Source organism: Brevibacillus porteri (genome assembly GCF_003013475.1).
In the GTDB taxonomy this organism is placed as follows: domain Bacteria; phylum Bacillota; class Bacilli; order Brevibacillales; family Brevibacillaceae; genus Brevibacillus; species Brevibacillus porteri.
In genome coordinates this window covers 45,026-70,975 of sequence record NZ_PXZO01000004.1, presented here as the reverse complement: position 1 = coordinate 70,975, position 25,950 = coordinate 45,026, and the positions used below count along the sequence as shown (strand labels likewise).

The 25,950-nt window shown below is 46.2% G+C and carries 24 protein-coding genes and 2 other annotated features; of the genes, 17 read left to right on the top strand and 7 right to left on the bottom strand.

Features of this window, described 5'->3' with window-relative positions:
- Positions 1 to 244: 244 nt before the first annotated feature.
- A complete protein-coding gene (locus C7R92_RS05045) occupies positions 245 to 1,633 on the bottom strand; it encodes an amino acid permease (RefSeq protein WP_069852182.1) in 1,389 nt (462 codons plus the stop codon).
- Between the two features lie 409 nt (positions 1,634 to 2,042).
- Entirely contained in the window at positions 2,043 to 3,461 is a 1,419-nt protein-coding gene (locus tag C7R92_RS05040) for a sigma-54 interaction domain-containing protein (RefSeq protein ID WP_017247920.1), read from the bottom strand.
- A 196-nt stretch (positions 3,462 to 3,657) separates the two neighbouring features.
- Between C7R92_RS05040 and C7R92_RS05035 the strand changes: the two genes are divergently transcribed.
- Both C7R92_RS05035 and sda read left to right on the top strand, forming a co-directional pair.
- Positions 3,658 to 4,869, top strand: a complete 1,212-nt coding sequence (locus C7R92_RS05035; RefSeq protein WP_106833437.1) for an ornithine--oxo-acid transaminase — start codon at positions 3,658 to 3,660, stop codon at positions 4,867 to 4,869.
- Between the two features lie 276 nt (positions 4,870 to 5,145).
- Complete coding sequence (gene sda, locus C7R92_RS05030) at positions 5,146 to 5,283, top strand: sporulation histidine kinase inhibitor Sda (protein WP_007725857.1); 138 nt, start codon at positions 5,146 to 5,148, stop codon at positions 5,281 to 5,283.
- 106 nt (positions 5,284 to 5,389) lie between these two features.
- Here sda and C7R92_RS05025 read toward each other — a convergent pair whose 3' ends face one another.
- The gene (locus tag C7R92_RS05025; protein WP_106833436.1) at positions 5,390 to 5,899 is read right to left on the bottom strand and encodes a molybdopterin-binding protein; all 510 of its coding nucleotides are present in this window, start codon (positions 5,897 to 5,899) and stop codon (positions 5,390 to 5,392) included.
- A gap of 406 nt (positions 5,900 to 6,305) precedes the next feature.
- Here C7R92_RS05025 and C7R92_RS05020 point away from each other — a divergent pair, with 406 nt between their 5' ends.
- From C7R92_RS05020 to C7R92_RS05000, 5 genes are all read left to right on the top strand, one after another.
- On the top strand, positions 6,306 to 7,832 hold the full coding sequence (locus C7R92_RS05020) for an AbgT family transporter (RefSeq protein ID WP_106833435.1): 1,527 nt from the start codon (positions 6,306 to 6,308) through the stop codon (positions 7,830 to 7,832).
- A gap of 130 nt (positions 7,833 to 7,962) precedes the next feature.
- A complete protein-coding gene (locus C7R92_RS05015) occupies positions 7,963 to 9,132 on the top strand; it encodes a MalY/PatB family protein (protein ID WP_106833434.1) in 1,170 nt (389 codons plus the stop codon).
- Positions 9,133 to 9,210: 78 nt separating this feature from the next.
- Positions 9,211 to 10,143, top strand: coding sequence for a glutaminase A (glsA, locus tag C7R92_RS05010; protein ID WP_106833433.1), 933 nt, complete (start codon positions 9,211 to 9,213; stop codon positions 10,141 to 10,143).
- A gap of 93 nt (positions 10,144 to 10,236) precedes the next feature.
- Positions 10,237 to 10,518, top strand: a complete 282-nt coding sequence (locus tag C7R92_RS05005; RefSeq protein ID WP_007725848.1) for an Fpa/YlaN family protein — start codon at positions 10,237 to 10,239, stop codon at positions 10,516 to 10,518.
- Positions 10,519 to 10,626: 108 nt separating this feature from the next.
- Positions 10,627 to 10,866, top strand: a binding site (T-box leader).
- Positions 10,867 to 10,916: 50 nt separating this feature from the next.
- Positions 10,917 to 11,154, top strand: a binding site (T-box leader).
- Between the two features lie 63 nt (positions 11,155 to 11,217).
- The gene (locus C7R92_RS05000; RefSeq protein ID WP_106833432.1) at positions 11,218 to 12,552 is read left to right on the top strand and encodes a sodium-dependent transporter; all 1,335 of its coding nucleotides are present in this window, start codon (positions 11,218 to 11,220) and stop codon (positions 12,550 to 12,552) included.
- A gap of 56 nt (positions 12,553 to 12,608) precedes the next feature.
- Here C7R92_RS05000 and cax read toward each other — a convergent pair whose 3' ends face one another.
- Complete coding sequence (cax, locus tag C7R92_RS04995) at positions 12,609 to 13,652, bottom strand: calcium/proton exchanger (protein WP_106833431.1); 1,044 nt, start codon at positions 13,650 to 13,652, stop codon at positions 12,609 to 12,611.
- A 105-nt stretch (positions 13,653 to 13,757) separates the two neighbouring features.
- Between cax and C7R92_RS04990 the strand changes: the two genes are divergently transcribed.
- A complete protein-coding gene (locus tag C7R92_RS04990; protein WP_017247929.1) occupies positions 13,758 to 14,018 on the top strand; it encodes a hypothetical protein in 261 nt (86 codons plus the stop codon).
- Positions 14,019 to 14,077: 59 nt separating this feature from the next.
- Here C7R92_RS04990 and sleB read toward each other — a convergent pair whose 3' ends face one another.
- Positions 14,078 to 14,845, bottom strand: a complete 768-nt coding sequence (gene sleB, locus C7R92_RS04985; protein WP_106833430.1) for a spore cortex-lytic enzyme — start codon at positions 14,843 to 14,845, stop codon at positions 14,078 to 14,080.
- Between the two features lie 150 nt (positions 14,846 to 14,995).
- Here sleB and C7R92_RS04980 point away from each other — a divergent pair, with 150 nt between their 5' ends.
- On the top strand, positions 14,996 to 16,624 hold the full coding sequence (locus C7R92_RS04980; protein ID WP_106833429.1) for a thiamine pyrophosphate-binding protein: 1,629 nt from the start codon (positions 14,996 to 14,998) through the stop codon (positions 16,622 to 16,624).
- 75 nt (positions 16,625 to 16,699) lie between these two features.
- On the top strand, positions 16,700 to 17,041 hold the full coding sequence (locus C7R92_RS04975; RefSeq protein ID WP_106833428.1) for an Asp23/Gls24 family envelope stress response protein: 342 nt from the start codon (positions 16,700 to 16,702) through the stop codon (positions 17,039 to 17,041).
- 46 nt (positions 17,042 to 17,087) lie between these two features.
- Here the strand turns inward: C7R92_RS04975 and ftsW are convergent, their stop codons facing one another.
- Positions 17,088 to 18,257, bottom strand: coding sequence for a putative lipid II flippase FtsW (gene ftsW, locus C7R92_RS04970; protein ID WP_106833427.1), 1,170 nt, complete (start codon positions 18,255 to 18,257; stop codon positions 17,088 to 17,090).
- Positions 18,258 to 18,323: 66 nt separating this feature from the next.
- Positions 18,324 to 18,668 carry a YugN family protein gene (locus tag C7R92_RS04965; protein WP_106833426.1) on the bottom strand — a complete coding sequence of 115 codons (345 nt, stop codon included), beginning with the start codon at positions 18,666 to 18,668 and terminating at the stop codon, positions 18,324 to 18,326.
- Positions 18,669 to 18,819: 151 nt separating this feature from the next.
- Between C7R92_RS04965 and C7R92_RS04960 the strand changes: the two genes are divergently transcribed.
- The 7 genes from C7R92_RS04960 to C7R92_RS33375 all read left to right on the top strand — a co-directional run bounded on the left by C7R92_RS04960 (position 18,820) and on the right by C7R92_RS33375 (position 25,920).
- Entirely contained in the window at positions 18,820 to 19,260 is a 441-nt protein-coding gene (locus C7R92_RS04960) for a CBS domain-containing protein (RefSeq protein WP_106833425.1), read from the top strand.
- 114 nt (positions 19,261 to 19,374) lie between these two features.
- The gene (locus tag C7R92_RS04955) at positions 19,375 to 20,412 is read left to right on the top strand and encodes a MerR family transcriptional regulator (RefSeq protein WP_106833424.1); all 1,038 of its coding nucleotides are present in this window, start codon (positions 19,375 to 19,377) and stop codon (positions 20,410 to 20,412) included.
- A 380-nt stretch (positions 20,413 to 20,792) separates the two neighbouring features.
- Entirely contained in the window at positions 20,793 to 21,503 is a 711-nt protein-coding gene (locus C7R92_RS04950; protein WP_106833423.1) for a thermonuclease family protein, read from the top strand.
- Positions 21,504 to 21,743: 240 nt separating this feature from the next.
- Entirely contained in the window at positions 21,744 to 23,435 is a 1,692-nt protein-coding gene (locus C7R92_RS04945) for a methyl-accepting chemotaxis protein (RefSeq protein ID WP_106833422.1), read from the top strand.
- Between the two features lie 24 nt (positions 23,436 to 23,459).
- Complete coding sequence (locus C7R92_RS33385) at positions 23,460 to 23,711, top strand: PAS domain S-box protein (protein ID WP_279629809.1); 252 nt, start codon at positions 23,460 to 23,462, stop codon at positions 23,709 to 23,711.
- Positions 23,666 to 25,045, top strand: a complete 1,380-nt coding sequence (locus C7R92_RS33380) for a sensor domain-containing protein (RefSeq protein ID WP_412679177.1) — start codon at positions 23,666 to 23,668, stop codon at positions 25,043 to 25,045. Before C7R92_RS33385 ends, C7R92_RS33380 begins: the two co-directional genes overlap by 46 nt.
- 17 nt (positions 25,046 to 25,062) lie before the next feature.
- On the top strand, positions 25,063 to 25,920 hold the full coding sequence (locus C7R92_RS33375) for a putative bifunctional diguanylate cyclase/phosphodiesterase (RefSeq protein WP_244195651.1): 858 nt from the start codon (positions 25,063 to 25,065) through the stop codon (positions 25,918 to 25,920).
- Positions 25,921 to 25,950: the final 30 nt, after the last annotated feature.

The window sequence follows — 25,950 nt, the reverse complement described above, 5'->3', positions numbered from 1 at the left end:
GTATATAACGATAGAGAAGATTGGCGCAAGAAAGTGAGGGAATTTTATGGAAGATATGAAAAAGCTGAAGCGCATGTTGCTGGTAACGAGTTCCCTTGGATTTGCAGTCTTTGCCATGGTAGTCGTTACGGAAATTGTCCGAATCTCATTGTAGTATTGCCAAGCCTATCGCATCGCATATAAAACATGAAAAGCTTGCAGTCCCTTCTTGAAAGAGGGGGGCTGCAAGCTTTTCTTTTTGTGATTATGCTTCGATTTTCTTTTTAAAATGGAATTGATACACGCATATCGCAATGATCATGAACGGAACTCCGCAGTACAAGGCGATGCGCTGTTCGGGATCGAATGCCAAGCTTACGAGAACGAGCAAGTTCAAGATCAAGGAAATCAAAGGCAGTATCGGATACAAAGGTGTACGGAACTTCAGATCCTCCAGCTTGCCTCCATTTTTCAGGTAATGGCGACGGAAAGCGAGCTGCGAAGCGGAGATGGAGATCCACCCCACTTGTGCGCCGAGACCAGCGATAGACAACAGCACCATGAACACTGTATCTTCTGCAAAAATACCGGACAGAAGAGACAAGAGAGCAATTGCAAACGTAATCAACAAAGCGTTCATCGGAATCCCTTTTCCATTTACAGCCCCAAGCTTTTTCGAAGCCATTCCTTCTTTGGACAGGGAGTAAAGCATGCGAGTTGCTGCGTACAAACCAGAGTTGGCTACAGATAGAAGTGCTGTCAAGACAACGAAGTTCATAATGTCAGCGGCATAAGGAATCCCAATACTGTCAAAAACGACGACAAACGGACTTTCAATCACACCTGCCTGTTGGTGTGGAATCATCCCTGCCACGATGGCAATCGCCAGAATGAAGAAAACGAGTGTACGCCAAACCGTCGTACGAATGGCCTTCGGAATCGTCTTCTCTGGATCCTCACTTTCTCCAGCGGCAATCCCGATTAGCTCGGTACCTTGGAAGGAGAAGTTCACGGTGATCATCGTCATCAGCAAGCCTGTGATTCCAAAGGGGAGAAGCGGGCTTTCTGTAAAGTTGGAGAGCATTGGCGCAGGCTGACCGTTTTTCAGGTCGATGAAACCAAACATCGCCGCTCCACCCAAGATGATGAACAAGATGATAGCGCTTACTTTAATGCTGGAAAACCAGAACTCAGATTCACCGAACGCTCGAGCAGATAAAGCATTTAATAAGAAGAGCACTACACCGAAGATCGCGCACCACATCCAAACAGGTGAGTCAGGGAACCAACGTTGCATCAGCAATCCTGATGACAACAACTCTAAAGCAACGGTCACGGCCCAACCAAGCCAATACAACCAACCTACACCAAACCCAAGTGCTGGGCTAACAAAGCGGGTCATATATGTTTGGAACGAACCGGCCACTGGCATGGCAACTGTCAGCTCGCCCAGACATAGCATAGTCAGGTACATGATAAAGCCGCCGACTAAATAGGAGAGAATGGCACCAACTGGTCCTGCCTGACTAATTGTATAACCTGATCCGAGAAATAACCCGGTTCCGATTACGCCGCCAAGAGAAATCATAAAGAGGTGTCTGCTGTTCATCGTGCGTTTCAATTGATTGTGCTGCTCCATGTTGCTTGTGGACATATAACCCTCTCCTTCACGCGAGTATGTTCAATGGATGTATGCGTTTTCAGGCGCGATAGCGATATATGCTCTGCAAGAATGATACCAAAAGAAATAATTTATGAAAATATTATTTTTGAGGTATATACTACCAAAATGTGCAAAATGATTTGGCAGTTGATGCAAAATAATTAAAAAAACGCCAAATTTCTTGGCGTTTATTAAAAATGATAAGGTAATAACTGAACTGAAAGAAAACATCTTAAGAGATGTACTTGTAAATTTTTAGAAGGTAACGATGAACCAATTAAGCTGGTGAGAAAGACGGACAGTGAATCTCCCTTGCCGGAGTGTCAGAGTCGAAGAGAACTGTGCTTTTTCTTCTCCACCACTATGTTGACTCAAACCAGAACATTTATATTAGTATGCCTTATCCTTTAATCCCCAGCTTACGCAAACGATACTGCAAGCTTTGACGACTAATTTGCAATTCCTTGGCTGCTCGTGAAATATTTCCGTTATAGCGTTCCACAACATGGTGAATATATGCTGTTTCAAATTCTTGCATGGTTTCCTTTAACGGCTTTCCTTCGTCCACAAAAGGCAACGTGTGAGGGGAGGGTTGCTCGATTGTTACGGAAGCGGCTGGCGTACGACGCAAAAAGTGTAAGGGCAAGTGTTCATAGCGGATGGTTGATTCGTCAATCATCAGATTCATGGCCCCCTCAATCAAGTGTTGAAGCTCACGCACATTACCAGGCCAGTCATGCTGGATAAAAAATTGCAGAACCTCGTCACTGATGCCTCTTACCTCCATTTGGAAGAGCTCATTGTATTTCTCAATAAAATGGCTGACCAGCATCGGAATATCTTCCTTGCGTTCCCGAAGCGGGGGGAGAAATAACGTGACGACTCCGAGGCGATAGTACAAGTCTTTTCGCAAATGCGAATGGGCGATTGCCTCAACAGGATCTTCATTAATAGCTGCAATGATTCGTACATCGATCGATCGATCCTTTGTGTCACCAATACGTCTAATCGACTTCTCTTGCAGAGCACGCAACAATTTTGCCTGTAGTGGCATACTAAGCGAGTTGATTTCGTCGAGAAAAAGGGTTCCGCCTTCTGCTTGCTCAAACAATCCAGGTCGCTCCACTGCGCCAGTAAATGCTCCACGAGCAGTTCCAAACAAAAGCCCTTCGATAAGGCTATCCGGAAGCGCAGCGCAGTTTTGTGAAATAAGGGGACCAGAAGCACGCAGACTGGCATTATGAATGCTTTGCACGAACAGCTCTTTCCCGGCACCCGTTTCACCCACGACCAATACGGATGAGGAGGTGCGTGCTGCGCGTTTGGCATTCTCTATGACATCGAGAATAGGACCGCTTCTCCCGATAATGTGCTCGAATGTGTAGCGTGACCCGTTTTTTTGCAGCAAGTTTTCTCTGATCAATCGTTCCATTTTGGTAACATCATTTGCGATTTCCATTGCGCCGATGATCTTGCCATTTTCAATGATGGGGTACGTATGGTTGATGGTTGAAATTTCTTTTTGCTTGTCATTGAAATACGTTTGGCGTGTATTGCGAATGCTATTTCCGGTACGCAAGCATGTGAGCAAGGTACTTTCCTGTCCAGACGGGAACTGAAAAACCTCTGCCAAAGGTTTGTGCAAAACGTTTTGTCTGGTCATCGATTCCAGCTCGGTCATTTTGGAATTGTAGACAATCGTTGTCCCGTCCGAATCGATGACATGTACACCTTCATTCATTCTGTCCAAAATATGTTCATAAATGCGCAAGAGAGTGTCAGCTGAAGAATTTTGCCTAGAAGACGACACCGTGGTCACCAGCCTTTCCTTATGAGGGTATCATAGCATAAAGGGAATGAGTGCAAAAACATTATGCACTGCAAAAGATTATGAATGCGAGGTGCAAAATTTTTTTGCTCATTTGATCGGATTGGATCGACTTTGTGAGGTTTTCCTATTTGGCATCGTTCTTGCTAGATAATTTTAGCAAGTGATCTTGAAGGAGGCTAACGACATGAGTAAAACAAACGTGGTTATTGAACAAACAGAAAAATTTGGTGCGCATAACTATCATCCGCTACCGATCGTTATTTCCAAAGCAGAAGGCGTATGGGTACACGATCCGGAAGGCAATAAATATCTGGATATGCTGAGTGCATATTCTGCGCTGAACCAAGGGCATCGTCATCCACGTATCATCCAAGCTCTGAAAGATCAAGCAGATAAAGTAACGCTCACTTCCCGTGCTTTTTACAATGACCAACTGGGTGAATTCTACGAAAAGCTCTCTGCGGTGACAAGAAAAGAAATGATCCTGCCAATGAACACTGGTGCAGAAGCAGTAGAGACAGCACTCAAAGCGGTTCGTCGCTGGGCTTATGACGTGAAAAAAGTACCAGAGAACCAAGCAGAAATCATCGTATGTGAAGGCAACTTCCATGGTCGTACTGTCACAGTAACTTCCTTCTCTTCTGCTGAAGAGTACAGACGTGGCTTCGGACCATTCACACCTGGGTTCAAAATCATTCCTTATGGCGATATTGAAGCGCTTAAGCAAGCGATTACACCGAATACAGCAGCATTCATGCTGGAGCCGATCCAAGGCGAAGCAGGGATCATCATTCCGCAAGAGGGCTTCTTGAAGCAGGCACAAGAGGTATGTAAAGCAAACAATGTACTCTTGGTCAGCGACGAGATTCAAACAGGCTTCGGTCGCACAGGTAAAATGTTTGCCAGCGATTGGGAAGATGTAGTACCAGACATGTACATCATGGGGAAAGCTCTTGGTGGTGGCGTGTTCCCGATTTCCGCAGTAGCAGCAAATAAAGAAATCTTGAGCGTATTTGAGCCAGGCTCTCACGGTTCTACCTTTGGCGGAAATCCACTCGGATGCGCAGTTGCCATCGCAGCTATGGATGTACTGGCTGACGAAGGTCTTGTACAGCGCTCCCTGGAAATGGGCGCATACTTCATGGAGAAATTGAAAGAAATCAACAACCCGATCATCAAGGAAATTCGCGGTCGTGGTCTGTTCATTGGTTTGGAGCTGACAACAGCGGCTCGTCCATATTGCGAAAAACTAAAAGAACTGGGACTCCTGTGCAAAGAAACACATGAGACAACCATTCGCTTTGCACCGCCACTCGTCATCAGCAAAGAAGACCTGGATTGGGCAATTGATCGCATCAAGCAAGTTCTGCACGTGACAGAAGCAGCAAACGCATAATAGCAACGAAAAAAGCCATCCAGTACAGGGTGGCTTTCTTTCTTAAGGGGTCATTATGACAGGATAGTCACATCATTCGTTCGACAAATTTCGACTGACTGTGGATAAAGGGAAAAAAACATCCACACAGGAAATGCTTGGATACTTATAAGTTACACACAATTTGCCCACATGTTACCAACAAGATGTCCACAATGCTTGTGGATATCCGAACGGTTGTTCGATACAAAGGCTTCTGTTACAATGGGCTCATATTAGCGATGGAGGTGAGCAAAGGTGAAATACTTAAGTGACCAAATGTTGATAGAAGTATATCATCGCGCTGTCGACCTTCAACTAGATGCAGCTTTTATCGAATTGCTTCGCGAAGAACTACAGCATCGGAATATCCGTATCACGCAGTTCAGCGCCTAAGAGCAAAATCATCACACATACGTAACATATGGCAAAAGCCATCCTCTTTTTTTCGAAGAAGGATGGCTTTTGTTATCCAAGAGAGGATTAGCTTAAGTGGCTTGTCTTACACTTGCTCCGTAATAAACTCCAAAGCGGTAATTCCTTTGATTGGCGCTTCATTTGCCAGCAACACTTCTGGCAAATAAAAGTACACAGGACCATCCTCTTTAATAGGCTTGCCGTCTTTGGAGAATTGGAGGATGGCTCTTCTTGCCTCTGCAAGTGGAAGAACGATCGCTTCCTGATCCTCGCGGTGAAGACGGACATGAGTCACCTCTGGTAGGGGCTCAGCGTTTGTAATGAAGGGATCGAGACGAATTCCGTACTCGCCTTCGAGCACTTTACGTTCTTCGGCTAAGCTTTTTCGTTCGGAAGGAAGTGTAGCCCCTTCGCGCAATTCCTTATCCCATTGCGTCCCCGTGCCAGCCAAATACTTTGCTTGTGTAGCCAGCGAGCTATCATCTTCGCCCGCGTATGTTTTCAGATCGAATTTGCGTTCATCAAAAACCCAAACGGTTGGATCCAATGTAATAGGGAAAGCAATGGCCCCTTTGAACACGATAACATCAGACATACGTCATTCCTCCGTGATCATTCGTAATCAATCTCTATATTACTATAGACTCGCAAATGACAGCAATTATCCAAAAAGCGAAAATTTCATAAAATAGTCTAAAAATTATTGACATGGATTTTATAGATTATATAATCATATTAGCAAGTTATTATGTGTGAGTGAACTTTGCCTGCTATATTTGAACTTTTACTTAAAAGTTGAGGTCAGATAAAAGGCATTGTGTACAAGCCTTTCGATTCTTGGAAAGGCTTTCATGAAATAAGGGAAGCTCACTTCGTCTTTCTCCCGCTGAACCATCAACGGCGATGAGCGCTAGAGAAGGAAGACCACATCATTCATCCCGAGGATGATCGCAAATCCGCAAGAACATTCAGGGAATTCAAACGAATAAGGGGGCGAAACTATGGCGAAAGGCACGAATGTGCAAGTAGATCTGATGAAGCAAAAAGGTATCCTAAAATGGATTGAAACGGTAGGGAATAAGCTCCCGCATCCATTTGTATTGTTCATTATTTTGTGTGGTGTATTGATGGTAGTCTCTGCAATCCTCGCAGCCATGGACTTTTCGGTTATGCATCCTGCAAAAGGCGAAGAGGTTGCCGTTAAGAGTTTGCTTAGCGTCGAAGGTATTCATTGGATTTTAACAAGTATGCTGAAAAACTTTATTGAATTTCCAGCACTTGGTCTCGTTCTGGCGATGACGCTTGGAATTGGACTGGCAGAAAAAATCGGTCTTTTGACGACAGTTCTACGCAAAATGATGGCAGGTATTCCGGCATCGGTTGTCAGTTATGCAATTGTCTTTGTCGGTATTTTAGGAAATCTTGCTTCTGATGCAGCCATGGTTATTATTCCTCCGCTTGGCGGTCTTGTGTTCTTGGCAATGGGGCGCCACCCGATTGCAGGTTTTGCAGCTGGTATGGCTGGTGTATCCTCCGGTTTTACAGCGAACTTTTTCATTGCCGGTACAGATGCTCTCTTGGCAGGGATCAGTACGGAAGTAGCGAAAACGATTGATCCGAATGCAATGGTTACGCCAGTAGATAACTGGTTCTTCATGTCAGCTTCCGTTGTTATCCTCGCTTTCTTTGGAGGATGGATTACCGATAAAATTATCGAACCACGTCTTGGCACGTATCACGGCGATCGAAATGTACAATTCGAAGCAGTAACTCCGAAAGAAAACAAAGCACTGCGCAAATCGGGTATCGCAGCGCTGATTTTCGTGGTGATTGTAGCATTGCTGGTCGTTCCAGAAGGTTCACTGTTGCGCGATCCAAAGACAGGTGACTTCTTGACATCACCGTTTTTGAAAGGGATCATTCCCATCATCCTGTTGTTCTTTGTGACCGTATCGTTTGTGTATGGTAGAGCAATGGGATTGATTAAAACATCGAAGGACATTCCGCATTACATGTCCGAAGCAATCAAGGATATGTCCGGCTTTATTGTGTTAGCGTTTACAGCAGCACAGTTCATCGCGTTCTTTAACTGGAGCAACATTGGTATTTTGATGGCTGTCAATGGTGCAGAATTCATGACAAACATGGGCTTGACTGGCTTGCCGATCATTATTGCCTTTACACTCTTCACTGGTATCTGTAGCTTGTTTATCACGAGTGGTTCAGCACTGTGGGCGATCCTTGCACCTGTATTCATGCCAATGCTGATGCTGTTGGATTACAATCCGGCATTTATCCAGGCCGCTTATCGAATTGCGGACTCTGCAACCAATACGATCTCACCTGTGAATCCGTACATCCCGCTCTTCCTGGCGTTCTATCAGAAGTATAATAAGAATGCGGGAATGGGAACGATTTTCTCTACCATGACCCCATTTGCAATCGTTTTCCTCGTCGTTTGGATCTTGCAATTGACATTATGGTACTACCTTGACCTCCCATTTGGTCCTGGCATATACGCTCGTTAATCTATTGAGAGTAAGAAGAGAGCCGCTCACTGGGCGGCTCTTTTTTTCGTACACCTGAAGCTTGGACAATTGGAAAAAGACGGTTTATGCTGTGTGTAAGCATGTGAAGGGAATAAGGGAGGAAACGAAAGTGTACGATTTTGATCAGCGCATCGAGCGCAGAGGGACAGATAGTGTCAAATGGGAGATTCAGAATCCAAAAGTAAACGGTGAAGGAATGCTTCCGCTCTGGGTGGCGGATATGGATTTTGCTTGCGCTCCTGAAATCACAGAGGCACTGATCAAACGCGCGAGTCACCCGATATACGGATACACGTTGAAGTCAAATGCCCTTTTTCAGAGCTTGAAAGAGTGGATACACAAGCGATTTGGTGTAGAGGTAGAAGTGAGCTGGATGACAGGTATACCTGGGGTCGTTCCTGGCATACACGTAGCCGTAGAGGCTTTTACAGCCCCGGGAGATGGTGTTTTGATCCAGACGCCTGTGTACCACCCTTTTTATCATGCAGTCGAAAATCGCGGACGTCACGTCGTTACCAGCCCACTCTTGGAGCGTGACGGGCGTTATGAAATGAATTGGGATGACCTCACACAAAAGCTGAGCGACCCGCGGGTGAAGCTCTTGCTACTCTGCACACCCCATAATCCAATCGGGCGAGTATGGACCAGAGAAGAGCTGGAGCGCTTGGGAAGATTGTGTGTAGAAAATGGCGTGATTGTGGTTGCCGATGAGATTCATTCGGATTTGGTCTATGAGCCAAATGTTCATACGCCTTACTACTCGCTGGCACCGGAATTGGCCAACCAGAGTGTGACCTTCCTATCAGCCGCCAAAACGTTTAATTTGGCCGGTCTGTATACTTCCTATTTGATGACAGAAAATCAGCAGTTATTGCGGAACTTTTCTATCACGGCATCCAAAATGGGCTACGAGAATCTGAATCTATTTGGAATGGAAGCAACGATTGCTGCCTACCAACATGGAGAAGCATGGCTGGAAGAACTGTTGATCTACTTACGTAAGAATGCAGCCTATGTGCATGAGTTTTTATTGACTCGTATTCCTGGGGTATCCATGGCACTTCCGGAAGCGACATACTTGGGGTGGATGGATTTTAGACAGCTAGGACATAGTCAGGCGGAGTTGAACAAGCTCATTCGTGAGGATGCAAAGCTCGGTTTGCACGATGGTACAACGTTTGGACAGGATGGTGCAGGGTTCATGCGAATCAATTTTGCTTGCCCGAGATCGATTCTAGTCGAAGCGATGGAACGATTGGAGCACGCCATGCAGAAGTAGGGATAATTTGACATGTCTCATGTAGAAATCTACAATCGAATCTATATACATCGACGTAATAGACTGAGGGGTTTTTCGATGGATTTGAAACAAGCGTCCAAACAATTGGAGCAAGTACGCAACCAGTCACTTGCGTATACAAACAAGGGGAGTGTAGCGTCCTACATCCCTGAATTGGCAAAAGTCAATTCACATCAATTGGGAGTGGCTGTATGCTTGCCCGATGGGACGATCCTTTCTACTGGGGATGCAGACGTGCCTTTTTCGATGCAAAGTATCTCCAAGATTTTCTCTCTGATCGTCGCCTTATGCCAGAACGGAAAGGAATACGTGTTTCGGCATGTGGGGAAAGAACCAACTGGAGACCCGTTTAATTCGATTATTAAGCTGGAGACGACCGAATCCCATAAACCACTGAACCCGATGATCAATGCAGGAGCCATTGCGGTTGCGGGCATGATTCGCGGTGCCAACGTGGACGAGCGGCTAGATGCTGTGATGGCTTTGATGCGGAAAATGACGGGGAATCCTCATCTTTCTATTAATCAAGCTGTTTATTGTTCTGAAAAGAAAACGGCTGATCGCAATCGTGCCCTCGCTTGGTTTCTAAAGGACAGCGGCATTCTGGAAACGGATGTAGAAGAGACGCTTGATCTGTATTTTCGCCATTGCTCGATAGAAGTGACAGCGAAGGAAGTAGCGACACTAGGGATGGTGCTTGCAGCAGACGGAATTCTCGTGAATACAGGTGAGAGAGTGATTCCAGAAGAAGTAGCGCGAATCTGCAAGACTTTCATGGTGACTTGTGGGATGTACAATGCCTCTGGTGAGTTTGCGATTGACGTAGGAATCCCCGCGAAAAGTGGGGTTGCCGGCGGTATTATGGCAACAGTGCCACAGCGAATGGGGATTGGCGTGTTCGGTCCATCCTTGGATGAAAAAGGAAATTCGGTAGCCGGTGTCAAGCTGTTGGAGCTGCTTTCAAAAGAGTGGAAGCTTGGTATCTTTTAGCTTCTTGCAGTTGATCTGTCTTCTCCCCTTTTCAAATGGCCCAGAATCGCGTACTATGTATGATAAGGATGGAGGCAAACGGAGGGATAGGTTTTGACAGAAATTAAGGTTCCCGATCTGGAACAAAAAGCGCTAGCGTTGCTTCAAGCAGACGCCGACAAAATTTACAAGCTGATCGACGTACAGATGGAAAACCTGACCATGCCGCAGTGCCCACTGTATGAAGAAGTGCTGGATACCCAAATGTTCGGGCTTTCTCGTGAAGTAGAGTACGCGGTCCGCTTAGGACTGATTAGCGAAGACATTGGTCGAGAAATTATGGGGTCATTGGAACGTAAATTGGCCCATCTTCATGAACTGTTTAATCAAAAGTAAGGCGAGGAGAGCGGCGATTATCCTCGCTTTTCATTTTGTTGAAAGAAAAAACACTTGCCTATTTCGTATATTTATATTAAATTAAACTCTATAATTTTTTATTAATTTTGAAATGCAATGACGGAGACTAGTATGCGGAATCACCGCTTGTCAGGGAGAAGCTGCCTTAGACTGAAAGCAGCTTTGAAGCGCGCCCCGTAGAATTCCCTCCTGAGCAGCCCTCTTAATGGCATTTGCCTAGTAGGAGGAATCGGGTCATTCCCGTTATCAATGATGGAGAGAAGTGCCTAGGGAATCTGTATCTCGTGCACTTAATCAGGGTGGTACCGCGAATAACTCGTCCCTTTTTTGGACGGGTTTTTTTTATTCTCGCAAGACGCCCAACAACCGAATCATAGAAACAAGCAAGGAAAGAGACTAGTAAACGGACCTGCTGCATGACAGGGAAGGCTGCCATAGACTGAGAGCAGCCTGATGTAAGCCCCGTTGAATTCACTCTTGAGCTGACCTCTGAACGCAGGCGCCGCCAGTAGGAGTGTCCGGGTCATACCCGTTATCAATGACGAAGCGAGGCATCGCCAATAGGGGATGTCTAAGTAGGGTGGTACCGCGAGAAATAAGTAACTCGTCCCTTTTTGGGGCGGGTTTTTTTGTATCCATTTTTGAGCATAAAAAGAAGATCTTTGGAGGGTGAAAACTATGAAACAAGCCGAACAATGGACGAGCAGGCTCGGCTTCATCTTGGCAGCGGCAGGCTCAGCGATTGGACTGGGGGCCATTTGGAAATTTCCTTATATGGTTGGAACGAGCGGTGGTGGAGCATTCTTTCTGCTATTCATCATCTTTACGCTAGTAATTGGTCTTCCGTTGTTGCTAGGAGAATTCACAATCGGACGCAGTACTCAAAAAGAGGCGATTAGTGCGTATAAAACCATTGCACCGGGGTCACTCTGGCATTGGATCGGTCGCCTTGGGGTGATCACTTGCTTCTTGCTCTTGTCCTTTTACAGTGTGGTAGGAGGCTGGATTCTTAGTTATCTTCTTCGTGGGTTTACTGGTCAATTGCAAGGGCCAGCTTATGACAAAGTGTTTGGTGACATTATCGGTGATCCTGTTAGTGCAGTAGTTGCCCAGTTGGTTTTCATGCTCATTACGGCGTGGGTAGTCGCGAGAGGCGTACAGAGTGGAATTGAGTCCGCTAACAAGTACATGATGCCTGGTTTGTTCCTTTTATTCATGGTATTGATGGTTCGTTCCTTGACGTTGGATGGGGCGATGGATGGCGTTTCCTTCTTTCTACGTCCTGATTTTTCCAAGCTGAGTGCTGAATCGATCTTATACGCATTGGGGCAATCCTTTTTCGCGCTGAGCGTCGGGGTGTCCGTCATGGTTACGTACAGCTCGTATCTTGCCAAAAACGAAAGTCTGGTTCGTTCTGCTGGATCGATTGTCAGTTTGAATCTGCTCGTATCGCTGTTTGCCGGTTTGGCGATTTTCCCAGCAGTCTTCTCCCTTGGAGTAGAACCAACAGCGGGGCCGGGCTTACTGTTTATCGTACTGCCTTCCGTGTTTGAACAAATTGCCTTCGGTAGCATTTTTCTGTTAATCTTTTTGGCGCTTTTCCTTTTCGCTACATTGACTTCGGCTTTTTCCATGCTAGAAATTATCGTTGCTTCTCTTGCAAAAGGAGATGAAAAGAAACGCAAACGTCTCGCTTGGGTGATTGGTCTGTTGATTTTTATCGTCGGTGTACCATCGGCTTTGTCATTCGGCGTATGGAGCGAGGTTACGCTGTTCGGCAAGTCTATCTTTGATGCGATGGACTTTTTGGTCAGCAATATCTTGATGCCGCTTGGAGCGCTGCTCATTTCGATCTTCGTTCCTTTGAAAATGAAGCGCGAGACCTTGATAAACGAGCTGGGGGTGCATACTTCTCTGGGCAAACGCCTGTTTATCATTTGGCTTCTCCTGATTAAATATGTAGCACCTATCGCGATTCTGGCAGTTTTCCTGCAAATGCTGGGTATCTGGTAAAACAACGAAAGGCTTCGCCACAGAGGATGGCGGAGCCTTTGTTTTGTTCCTGCACCCTACGCGAAGAAAAAGACCGTACCCAAAATAATATACACCGTCAACAGAAGTACGCCTTCAAACCAGTTCGTAGCGCCATCCCGTGTGATGGAAATCGTAATAAAGGTAGCAACTCCGATCGCAGCCAATTCAAAGGTAGTGAACACAATGTCCATTGGATTGCCTAGCAAAAGACTGATGATGACGAGAGTAGGGGCTACGAACAAGGCAATCTGTAGGCTGGAGCCGATCGCGATCTCGACTGCTGCACCGATGCGTCCTTTTAGTGCCAAAAGCAAGGCAGCGCTGTGCTCTGCGGCATTCCCGATGATCGCAATGACAAAAGCACCGACGAATAACTCCGACCACCCTAACGATTCAGAGACATGCTGTACACCCTCTACCAGCCATTCCGAGACAACGGCCACGAAAAAAGTGGATACAGCAAGCATTAAGAGAGAGACACCCTTTGACCATACCGCATCACTTTCTTGCGGCTCGATATCCGATAAAAAATCGCTGTGGGTAATCATCGAGAAGATAAGCCACAAAATGTAGGCAATAATGAGCAGGCTGGCGATAACGATGCTGATGATCTCCACCCTGATCATAGGCAGATCGAACATGAAAACTGCCGGTATAAACAAAGCGACGATTGCGAGTGTCATCAGGGAAGCATTGTGACTTGCCAGTCTGCTATTGAAGGTTTGTTCCTTGTACTTGAGACCGCCCAGTAAGGTGCTCAAGCCAAGAACCAACAGCATATTTCCGATGATCGCACCCGTAATAGAGGCCTTGACCATATCGAACAAGCCTTCTTTCACCAGGAAAAAAGCAATAATGAGTTCTGCGGCATTTCCGAAGGTAGCGTTAAGAAAGCCGCCGATTCGGTCCCCAGCATAATGGGCGACGCTCTCTGTCGATTTTCCGAGCCAAGCCGCCAAAAAAATGATGGCAAGTGAAGCCGTGACGAATTGGAGCATTTCATTTCCGGAAAAATAGTGGGCGTAAAGAGCTAACAGCATGCTCCCGCCTACTAATGAGAAAAAGAGTCTCAAGTTCATATCATCACCTCAGCAGTTTTTACTCATCCCTAAAACCTCATAGGTATAGAGTTCCTGTTCTGGACAAAACTAACCATGAACAAGAAAAGTGAGGTGTTTTTTTTTATGACCCAGCCTTTGTTGTGCCCGACATGTAAATCGAATCGGATGAGGTTCACTGTCATCGAGCAGACCCCTCGCTATATTAGACTGGACCCACAGTCAGGTGAAGTCGTAGCGGAACTCCATCAAGAACAGCTCGATATGTTTCACCAGCCGTACAAAGGTGAGAACTACATGATACAATGTGGAGTTTGCGGGACCACAGAACCGGAAGAGCGTTTCGTCAAAATGGCACAGCACATGCAATCACAACGTTCGAAATGAAACTCGAAAAAGGAAAACAGGCACGCAGCTTACTGTTGTGCCTGTTTTTTTATGGAATGCTAGCGGCAAAAAATGTGTCTGCCGATCTTTTTGATTTGAGGGCGGCTCCAAATCCAACCGGATGTAGCTGTATCCGGGTTGAAATAATAAATGGCTCCGCCTGTTGGGTCCCATCCTTTAAGCGCATCATTCACTGCTTTTTTTGCCTGCTCGTTCGGTGCCAGCCAAATCTGACCATCTGCAACAGCTGTAAAGGCACGAGGTTCGAAGATAACGCCCGCTGGTGTATTGGGAAAGGATGCGTTCTTCGTCCGGTTCAGAATAACAGCAGCAACTGCTACTTGGCCAATGTAAGGCTCTCCACGCGATTCTCCGTACACGGCATTCGCCATCAAGCGCAGGTCGTTCTCTGATACTCCAGCTGCGTGATACGTAGGTTTAGAAGGCGTAATAGGCTTCGACGGTGCAGGTGTTGCGGTTTGTGGAACCCCGAGATCAGAAGCAGTAGGCTTATAATTTTTCGTTGCGTTGTACAGTTTTACTTTCGTTTGCGCGCCGAGGACACCATCTACGGTCATACCAAACTCATACTGAAAGTTACGCAACGCCCAATATGAACGCCACCCGAATACGCCGTCTACTTTTCCTGTATAAAATCCAAGGTGCTTCAAGCGATACTGCATTTCACGCACGTCTGAGCCTTCTGCCCCTACTTTGACGATCTGCTTACTGAATGCATCTGAGTGCAACGGAGATACCATAACCGCAGTCGTAACCAGAAGTGCGAATACTACTACAGCTAGCAGCCATTTGACAGGCTGTTTCATTTCTTACCCTCCTTCGGGTATGGATTTGAATATCAGTTGATTATTGTTAGGTTCTCCAACTTCCGTCATTTTGGCCTTAGTAAAATATTGGAGAATGCGTAGACTACGAGTAATGTATTTCCACTTTAGTTCTGGAAGGGGAAGATTTTGATGCAGGTCGCGCAATTTTTGACGGAACAACTGATCAGATGGGGAGTAAAACGAATATACGGGGTGGCAGGTGACGGTATCTTTGCCTGGCTGGATCAGATCGCGAAGCAATCCGACATTCAATACATTGCCTGCAAGCATGAATCTGCTGCGGCTATGATGGCAAGTGCGGAAGCAAAACTGACGGGAATTCCGGCTGTTTGTACCGCGACGATGGGGCCGGGTTTTGTGAATTTGCTGAATGGACTTGCAGATGCGCATACAGATCGCGCACCTGTCCTTGCAATTACAGGTCAAGTGGAGACATACAAGCTGGGTGGCGCGTACAAGCAGTTTATCTCACAAGAAGACATGATACGGCCCATCAGTTTTTATTCGACGACGATTACGCATCCAGATGCCATCCAAAGTGTTTTGCACAAAGCATTTGTCACAGCTATGCAGCAAAAAGGAGTGACACATCTCTCCATTTGCAAGGACGTCTTTACGCAATCGACTTCAGATGCTGTCCTTCCAGCACTTCCACGCATTCCACATGCCATTTATCCTGATCGAATGGAGATCGAGCTCGCTTGTGAGCAGGTTGCGAAAGCGCAAAAGCCTCTCATACTACTTGGTATCGGTGCCCGCAAGTTGGCGGATTCGTGTGTCAAGCTAGCGGAACAGCTAGGGGCAGGCGTGTTCCTGTCGCTAGGAGCAAAAGGGGCGGTAGATGAATCTCATCCACTGGTGATCGGCGGATGGGGAGAGGGGGGCAGCGAAACAGCTTTACATGCCTTAGTGGAAGCTGATTTGTTGCTGATTTTGGGAGCGAGCTGGTTCCCTCGCGCTTTTTTGCCAAAAAAACTGTCCGTCATTCAAGTAGATCATCAGCCTGGATCGATACATGCACATCCCTACCTCCAGTCCGTCACGGCTGAATTGGACGATGTTCTGCCGATCTGGATGAGACGCTTGCAATCGCGTAGACAGGACGATGCGTGGCAGGAACAGATCAAGAGGTGGCATGGAGAGTTTGGCAGGGAGACAGAGCAAGCAGTCATTCAACAAGCGAGTGAACAAGTAAAACCACAAACCTTGATGCATACGCTTGGGGGCGTGGTCAATGAAGATGCGATTATCGTCCTAGATACGGGTGAGCACACGATCTGGTTTAATCGAGCGTTCCGTGGGAAAAAACAGACCCCACTCTTTTCCGGGAAGTGGCGAACGATGGGATTTGGGTTGCCTGCGGCTGTGGCTGCAAAGCTCACCTATCCTGAGAAGCAGGTCGTCTGCGTCGCTGGGGATGGGGGATTGCAAATGAATCTGGCAGAACTTATGACAGCGGCCGAGCTCCAACTTCCGATTGTGATTCTCGTAGTGAACAATGGGACATTAGGATTGGAAGAGGTCAAAATGAGTCAGGCGGGCTTGATCCCTTTTGGAGTGAAATTGCGTAATCCAGATTTTCAACAATTGGCGAATGCTTGCGGAATCAGTGGCAAGGTTGTCAAAGAGGTACATACCCTGGAGTCGGTATTGCGGGAGGTGCTTGCTGCAGATCAGTTGACACTCGTTGACATTCATTGCACGTCTCCGACACTAACGGAGAGAAAAAAACAAATTTCCTTCCAAGCCCAAGCATGATTTGTTTATAATGAAAGAAAAGGCAAATGAAACCAGTGGGGGAAGTGCGAAACGGGCGAAGAGGAGGGCGACCTGATGGCTGATGGGCTTGGCGAAATCAGAGTAGCAGATCAGGTGATCGCGATCATTGCTGGAGTTGCTGTAGAAGAAGTGATGGAAGTCACAGTTCGTTCAGGCGGAATCTATCAAGATTTGGCGAAAAAGCTGAATGGCGGCGCGAAAGGCATTACCGTTTCCGTAATAGAAGACAGAGTCACCATTGACATGCGTGTCTCCGTCCGTTATGGGGCGCAGATCCATCACGTCTGTCACGTCCTACAGGAAAAAGTAAAAGAAGCGGTGGAAACATTAACAGGTCTTTATGTGGAAGCCGTGAATGTACGGGTGGAAACAATCGAACTCCTTCGAAATGAGTAAGAAAAAAGGGATACTGGAAGCATCCGGTATCCCTTATATTTGTTTCTTACATGGCATATGGCTGTTTTTGTAATTGCTCTTCTACCTTCTGGCGACTGACTTCCCGCGATATACTGAGCAAAAAGCCAGTGGCGAGCAGACATACGAGTAAGGAGGAACCACCATAACTGATAAACGGCAATGGTACACCTGTCAATGGAATCAAACCCGTTACTCCGCCAATGTTTAGGATCGCCTGAATGGCGAACATACTGACAACACCGATTCCTGCCAGACTGGCAAAGGTGTCTTTTACGCGCAGACAAATATGGATGCCGCGCAGCAGGAAAAGCAAGTAGATCAAGAGGAACACAGAGGCACCGATAAAACCAAGCTCTTCTGTCAGGATCGCGAAAATAAAATCAGTATGCATCTCTGGCAAATACAAATACTTTTGAATGCTTTTTCCAAAGCCTGTCCCAGTCAGACCGCCATGTGCAATGGCAATCCAGGATTGAATAATGTGGTAGCCAGTGCCATCTGTATCACTCCACGGGTTGAGAAAGGAGTAGATCCGGTTCAAGGCATGTGGCTTCGCTGTGATGTATGCCAATAAGGCAACAGTCACAACAGGGGCACCAAGTCCGAAGAGGTGACGGATTTTGGCACCGCCACAGATCATGACGATCAAAGCGCAACCGAGCAAGATGGCGGCAGAACCGAGGTCGGGTTGGACGACGATCAGCATAAAAAACATTCCCGTTACCATCAGTGGTGGCATTAAACCAGATTTGAGCTTCAGTATCCCGTTCCCTTTTTTGGAGATGATTGCTGCCAAGTACAGGATGAGGCCAAGCTTGGCAAACTCTGCAGGCTGAATGGTAACTGAACCGAACTTAAACCAAGATTGAGCTCCGTTATTTTCATGGCCGATCCCCGGTATGAGCACCAGGAGCAAGGAAAAGAAGCTGACCAGCGCAATTAATAAGAAATTCCTTTTATAAAAGGAGAAGGGAATGTTCATGGCGACCAGCATTCCAAAGACACCCACCAGTAAGAAAATGGATTGTCGTTTTACGAAATAGAGCTCATCCCCGCCACAATATTTACAGCCGCCGCTTGTAAAGCTCGTCAACGCGAAAATGGAGCTGGAGCTGAGCACCATGGTTATGCCAAACCCAACAAGTAGGGCGGTCAAAAACAGGAGCAAAAAGTCAGGTACGCCCCTCGTCTTCATAAAAATACCCCCCTCTACGTGAAACAGAGAGGGGATTCCTCTCTGTACACCGTGCCATTTCATTTTTTAGTGTGAGGACAGCTTTTCTCCCAGCAATTGCAGCTTCAATTTCGCTGTTTTTACAACGGAGTCTGGCATTGGGTAATCGTAATCCAGACCGTGTGGGAAAAGATGTTTGCCCATATAAGGATCTTCGAGCTTCAGGACGGCGTGCGTATCCTCAAGTTTGCCTTCTGTCACGTTCGCTTCGATACGCAGGTAGAAGACATTGCCTTTATCGTGGATTTTATAATCGTATGTAGCATGCTTGTAATCCCAAGCGCCGCGATCAAAGCCGAGTTCGCTCATGTAGTGCTCCAGATCGGCGAAAAAGACTTCTTTCGTGCCAATTCCCGTGTCCTTAATGACCATTCTTTTTCCTCCTAAAAATGGGTGAGATATTCACTTATTAATCATAGTCTGTTTTTGGAAGAAGCGCAATATATCATACTCTTTCTTGCGCATGAAACGATAGGGGAGAGGACAAACTACAATCGTTGATTAGCAAAAGGAGGAGAATGAAATGGCGAAGCTGGAAAATCGCACACTGCGCGAAATAATGACAAAAGATGTCGCTACTGTGACGCTTAAGGATAATGTGTATGAAGTGGCTTGCAAAATGCGCGATTGGAATGTAGGGGTCATTCCGGTTGTGGATGAAAAAGATGATGTGATCGGGATTATTACGGACCGTGATATCGTCATTCGCGGTTTGGCTGAAAAGCATGAGGGATCGGCTGCCACCGAGGTCGTCATGACACGGGACATTATTCTTGGGCAACCAGGAACGACTGTCGATGAAGCAGCCAAGATCATGGCCCAGCATCAAATTCGTCGATTGCCTGTTGTCGAGAAAGGCAAGCTGGTCGGAATTGTGGCGTTGGCAGATATGGCTGTTCGTCAATTCCACCAAGATGAGGCGAGTGACGCTCTCCAGCAAATTTCTGAGCCGGCGACACATTAATAAGATAGAAACGAGCTGTCGGAATGAAACCGGCAGCTTTTTTTCATTCGTTCTGTACATTCACGCTGCGTCAAGGTTTATGATAGAAAAAGAATGATACAGGGAGAGAGTTCCATGCAAATCAAAGACATGGCCCATCGCTTGCAAATAACCCCACGTGCAATTCGATATTATGAAGAAAAAGGGCTGATCAAGCCATCGAAAGCAGATGCGTCCGGGTATCGCCAGTTCACAGAGGAAGATGTCTGGAGGCTGCAAACCATCATGACACTGCGCGAGGTCGGGATGGCGGTAGAAGACATTCGAGAGCTCCTGATTCAAATGAAAGATCAGGAAGGCAGTCTTCTCCATTATTTAGAGCTGCAGCGTTCGTTTATGTATACAAGATGGGTAGAAATGAGCAAGGTCATCCAAACGACAGAAGCGATGATTGAACGGATAAAGGGTAGAGAATCGATTGATCCAGGCGAGCTGTTTACATTGGCAGAAGCGAACAAGCGATTGAAGCAGACACGGGATAACTGGGTGGATCGATGGAATTTTAATGAATGGGCGGACCGCTATGACGAATGGGTACATGGCGGGAATGGTCATGAATCATACGAAAACGTGCTGGATGAGGTTGTTGCGACTGTTGCGGTTAAATCAGGAGAGTGCGGTCTGGATGCCGGAACGGGTACAGGAAACCTCGCAGGGCGTCTCGTGAAAAAAGGAGCCAGGATGAGCGGGTTCGACCAATCTCCGCAAATGCTGAAGCAATGCAGAGCGAAACACCCAGAGGTCGAGACGAAGCTGGGAACCTTTTTCGCATTTCCATTTTTAGAAAATCGATTTGACTTTGTGGCTACGAGTTACGCCTTGCACCATTTGACGGATGATCAGAAGCAGCTTGCCTTGGCGGAATGTCGCCGTGTGTTAAAACCAGGGGGACGGTTGGTCATTGCCGATTTAATGTTTGAGGATCAGGCGCATAGACAAGCTCATCTTGACACCCTAAGGGAGGCAGGTCATACGAGAGTGATAGCAGATATTCAGGATCGCTGTTATGCCGATCGCTCCCGATTGCTACAGGAGCTTGCCAATCTTGGTTTTACGAACGAAGTAAAACAGCTAGGTACCTATACGCATTTGATCTTGTCTACTTGTAAGTAATTCATTCCTGAAACGTTTTTTCAAAAAGTCGACTTTTGAACACGCATTTTACTTTTGGGCTCTTCCAACTACTGGCACGCGTCTAGCCTTTTGCATAGGCTGTAGCGAGAAGGAAAGGAGGACTCCGCCATGGGTCTGTTCGATGGTTTTTTTGATCGCGAAAACGAGGAATTTATATGGATTATTATTGTCGTGGTCGTCCTGTTGTTCTTGTTTAGCGCCGATCGTGACTAAAATCTGGACGTATAGACAAAACGACCTTGCGTGAAGGTCGTTTTTTTCGTTAGGAAAAAACGGACTGCTTTTCTCTCCTATTGACCTGGGTTGGTAAATCCACTAGGCTGGAAAACAATGCAACGTAGAAGAGGAGAAGGAAGTCTATGAAACGATTAACCGTATTTCTGCTCGCACTGGTTCTTTTGCTATCGGCATGTGGATCGTCCGGTCAGCCAGAAGCTAACGGCGAGATAGATGCTGTGATCAAACGAGTGGTTGATGGCGATACATTTGAGTTGGACAGCGGGGAAAAAGTCCGTATGATTGGCGTAGATACCCCAGAGACAGTAAAACCCAACCATCCGGTCGAACCGTATGGAAAAGAAGCGAGCAATTACTCCAAGGAGCTTTTAACTGGCAAAAAGGTCAAGCTGAAGTTCGATGTTGAGCCTTATGACAAGTACAAGCGTTTGCTTGCTTACGTATATTTGGAAGACGGCACCTTTGTCAATGAAAAGCTCGTTCGTGACGGCTACGCCCGGATCATGACGATCCCACCGAATGTAGCTCAAGCAGAACTGTTCCTGGCAGCGGAGCGGGAAGCACGAGAGCAGAATCGCGGGCTGTGGGCTTTAGAAGGGCAGCAGGCAGAGGCTCCTAAGGAAAAAGCCAAGCCCCAAAAACAGTCCAAGGACAATACGGCGGCTGACACCGCGCCACCTGAAGGCAAAACCATCAAGGGCAATATCAACAGCAAAGGCGAGAAAATCTATCACGTTCCAGGCTCCGCTAGCTACGAGCAAACAAAAGCGGAGGTGTGGTTTGCGACGGAGGAAGAAGCGCAGCAAGCAGGTTTTCGGGCGCCAAAACGATAAGCCATGTAAGAAAAAGTAGCCGCATAAATGTATAAGTAAGCCTCGTCCGCCTTGGCAGTCGGGGCTTTTTCATTGTCGAAAAGAATTCTATAAATGTTACAGAACGATGTTGTATGATAAAAAAGTTCAAAAGACCTATAGAAAATGCCGTTACATAAGAGAAAGGGATTATTAAATAACTTACATATTTCACAGAATGCAGGAATATTTCGTAGAATTTCGATGGAGGAAACAACTATTATGAAGTTGACGGTAAGGAAAAAGCTTTTTTTAGGATTTTTGGCAGTGTTATTACTTTTAGTGGCAGTCGCAGGCATTGGTTATTCTCAGATTGCATCCATCGATTCTCGTTATCGGACAATGATCGAAGACCGAATTAACAAGGAGATGCTATCCAAGGACATTATTGCAAGTGTCAGTGAACGACAAAAGTATGCACGAGGATACGTCATTGTAGGCGATGACAGTTATCTGGCGGGGTATACGAAGGCAAATGACAGCTATAAAGAGCTTACTTCCGAACTATCCAAAATGGGTATGAATTCTGAAGGGGAAAAACTTGTAACAGAGATGAACGAGCTACATGCCCAACACGAGGAAATTATTGACCGGGTTGTAGCGTTAAAGCAACAAAACAAAGTAGAAGAGTACACGCGCTTGGTCAGAGATGAATGTACGCCAGTCGGCGAATTGTTTATACAAAAAGCCCAAGAATTTGTTGCTCTCGAACAGAAACTGTTGGAACAAGATATTGCCGAGCTGGATAGCAATATTCACTCTACGAAGCTCCTGGTTATCTTGCTTAGCTTACTTGCTCTTCTCACAGGAGTAGGTATTGCCCTCATGATTGGACGTGCCATTTCTCGTCCCGTTTTACTGATCACGCATGCAGCAGAACAAATTGCTGCAGGGAACTTGGCATCAACAGATATTCAAATCAAGAATCGCGACGAAATCGGTGAACTAGCCCGCCATTTTTCCCAAATGAAGCACAATCTGCAAGATTTATTAGAACGAGTCTCCTTCCATTCACAACAAGTAGCCGCCTCCTCCGAGGAATTGACAGCCAGCTCCGAATTAACACGCCAGACAGCAGAGAACGTATCCCAATCGATCCAAGATATTGCAGCAGGTGCTGAACAGCAAGTAAATGATGCGGAGAATGCCACACAGATTGCCGTGAGCATCTCGCAAGTCATGCAGCAAGTATCAATGAGCATGGATCATGCGATCAGCTCATCCGTTGAAGCGAACAAAACAGCAACTGAAGGCAATGAAGTGGTTGCCAAATCAATCGAACAAATGAATGAGATTAATCAAAGAGTGAGCTCTTCTACCGAAGTGGTCAATATGCTCGGTGAAAAATCAAAAGAAGTTGGTTCCATCATTTCGATTATTACGGAAATCGCGAGTCAAACGAATTTATTGGCGTTAAACGCAGCGATTGAAGCGGCGAGAGCGGGAGAACAGGGAAGAGGATTCGCAGTCGTAGCAGATGAAGTTCGCAAATTAGCAGAACAATCCGCGCAAGCAGCTTCGCAGATCGCTTCCATCATCGGAGATATTCAAAGAGATACGGAAAAGGCGATTCACGTCATGAGTCAAGGGGACGTAGCTGTTAAAGAAGGAGTCATCATGATCGAACAAGCTGGAGTTGCCTTCTACAAAATCTTGGGTGTAGTAGACGAAGTCTCGAAAAGAACACAAGAAATGTCAGGACAAATCAATGAAGCCAATAACGGAACTGTTTCCGTAGTGGAATTTATAGAGGGAATTGCGCATGTTTCAAGGATGGCAGCGGAAAACACACAAAGCGTAGTTGCTTCTGTACAAGAACAAACAGCTTCTATGGAACAGATTACAACCGCTTCCAGTACACTCGCCGAAATGGCAGAAGAGCTGCAGCATTCCATCCGTAAGTTTCAATTGTAAGGCGAGAACAGGCGGGGGTGCCATGTGTTTAATCAAATCAGAGAGGTAAAGTATGCATTATCTGCATTGGAAGAGTCATCTGTTATTTCGATCACAGATGAAAAAGGAATCATCACCTACGTCAATCACAACTTCTGCGAAATATCCAAGTTCAGTAGAGAGGAATTAATCGGTGAAAACCATAACATCGTCGATTCCGGTTTCCATCCGCGAGACTATTTTAAATCTCTATGGGATACCATCAGCCGAGAGGAAAAGTATGGAAAGGCGAGATGAAAAATCGGGCAAAGGACGGTACGGAATATTGGCTTAGCATGACGCTAGTGCCGTTCATGAACGACAGTGGATTCCTTTATCAGTACGTGGCAATTGGGACGGACATCACGAAACGCAAGCAGATGGAAGAGTCTCTATCAAAGACGATGAAGGACTTGCACGATATCAAAAATGCACTGGATGAATCTTCGATTGTAGCGATTACAGACGACAAAGGCGTCATTACCTATGTAAATGACAAGTTTTGTGAAATCTCCAGATACGAAGTGGATGAATTAGTTGGAAATACACATCGGGTCATTAACTCTCGCTATCATTCCAAGTCGTTTTTTAAATTGATGTGGGAAACGATCAAGCAAGGACGTGTTTGGAAGGGCGAAGTGAAGAATCGCGCCAAAAACGGCAATGAATACTGGATGAATACGACCATCGTGCCATTTCTAGACGACCGGGGAGTTCCGTATCAATATGTTTCGATCCGTACGGATATTACCGACCGCATTGAAGCAGAGGCAGCTTTGGCAGAAGCATTGCAGAACGATTTTCGCAGGACGGTCCAAAACTTGCAAAACTGTGTGTTCAAGATCGTGACAGATCCGAAAGGGAACATCACCTATACCTTGTGTGAAGGGAAAATGGCGGAAGAGCTCGGGCTAACTTCTGAGAGGATGCTGAGAAAAACGTCGTATGAAATCTTTCCTTATGAGGTAGCAGAGCATATGGAAAGCTATTTTCGCAGAGCGTTTGCTGGCGAGCCCGTTACCTTCGAACTGAAACTATCCGGAAATGATTATTACATTACGTTGTCACCTATTGAGGAAAATGGGGAGATCGTGGAGATGGTAGGCTCCATGATTGACATCACCGAGAGAAAAAAGGCGGAAGAAACGATTCGCTACATGGCCCATTACGATTCCTTAACCAATCTGCCTAATCGAACGCTTTTTCATGAAAAGCTGGCAGAGGCGATGCTCAAAGCAAAACAAAAAGATGAGAACATCGGCGTCATGTTCATCGATTTGGATCGATTTAAAAACATCAATGATACGCTGGGTCACTCCATAGGGGATGTCCTTTTACAAGCAGTAGCCAATCGTCTCATCGGGTGTTTGCGAAAAGGGGATTCTGTTTCTCGACTCGGCGGAGATGAGTTCGCCATCTTTCTCACAGATGTCACACACAAAGAAGTTGGTGAAATTGCGCAGCGAATCATCACGAGCATGTCCGAATCGATTACGTTAGACCATATCGAAATCTTTATCACACCAAGTATCGGCATCAGCATGTATCCGGAAGATGGAGACGATATTGAAGCGCTATTGAAGCGCTATTGAAGCATGCGGACGCTGCCATGTATTTGGCAAAAGAGCAAGGGAAAAACAATTATCAATTTTTCTCGGAGGAGCTACATCAGATTTTAGCCAAAAAGCTACAGCTTGAAAGAGAGCTGCGAAAAGCTTTGGATGAGAAACAATTTACGCTGCACTACCAACCGAAGATTCATTTACAGACGGGCCAGATTATCGGTATGGAGGCGTTGATTCGTTGGGAACATCCAGACCTTGGTCTCATTCCACCTATTCAATTTATCCCGATCGCAGAAGAAACAGGCTTAATCGTACCGCTTGGAGAATGGGTAATGCGAACGGCATGCCAACAGATAAAAGTATGGCAGGAAACAGGCTTTACTCAACTGGCGGTTGCGGTGAATATATCCTTACGCCAATTTATGCAAAACAATCTCATTGAGATGATTACCTCGATCCTTGAAGAGACGGGCTTATCTCCGCAATACTTGGAGCTGGAAATCACGGAAAGCATGGCGCTAAATGTAGACTATACAATTCGGATTTTGAATCGTTTGAAAGGTCTCGGGATTAGCATCAGTATCGATGATTTCGGGACGGGCTACAGTTCATTGAGCTATCTAAGTCAATTTCCGATCGATCGGCTAAAAATCGACCAATCCTTTGTCCGGAATTTGAATCCACGGAATCAAGCGATTATTAAAACGATCATCGATATGGCACACAACATGAAAATTGCTGTTATTGCAGAGGGTGTAGAAACACAAGAACATGTTGATTTTCTAAAGGAACAAATGTGCAATGAAGTCCAAGGGTACTTCTACAGTAAACCGCTGCCCACGAAAGAAATCGATTCCTTCTTGCAGGTAAATCGTTATGGTGAATCAGGCAGCATGGTTTAGATGAGACCATCGAGATTTTACAAAAGGAAG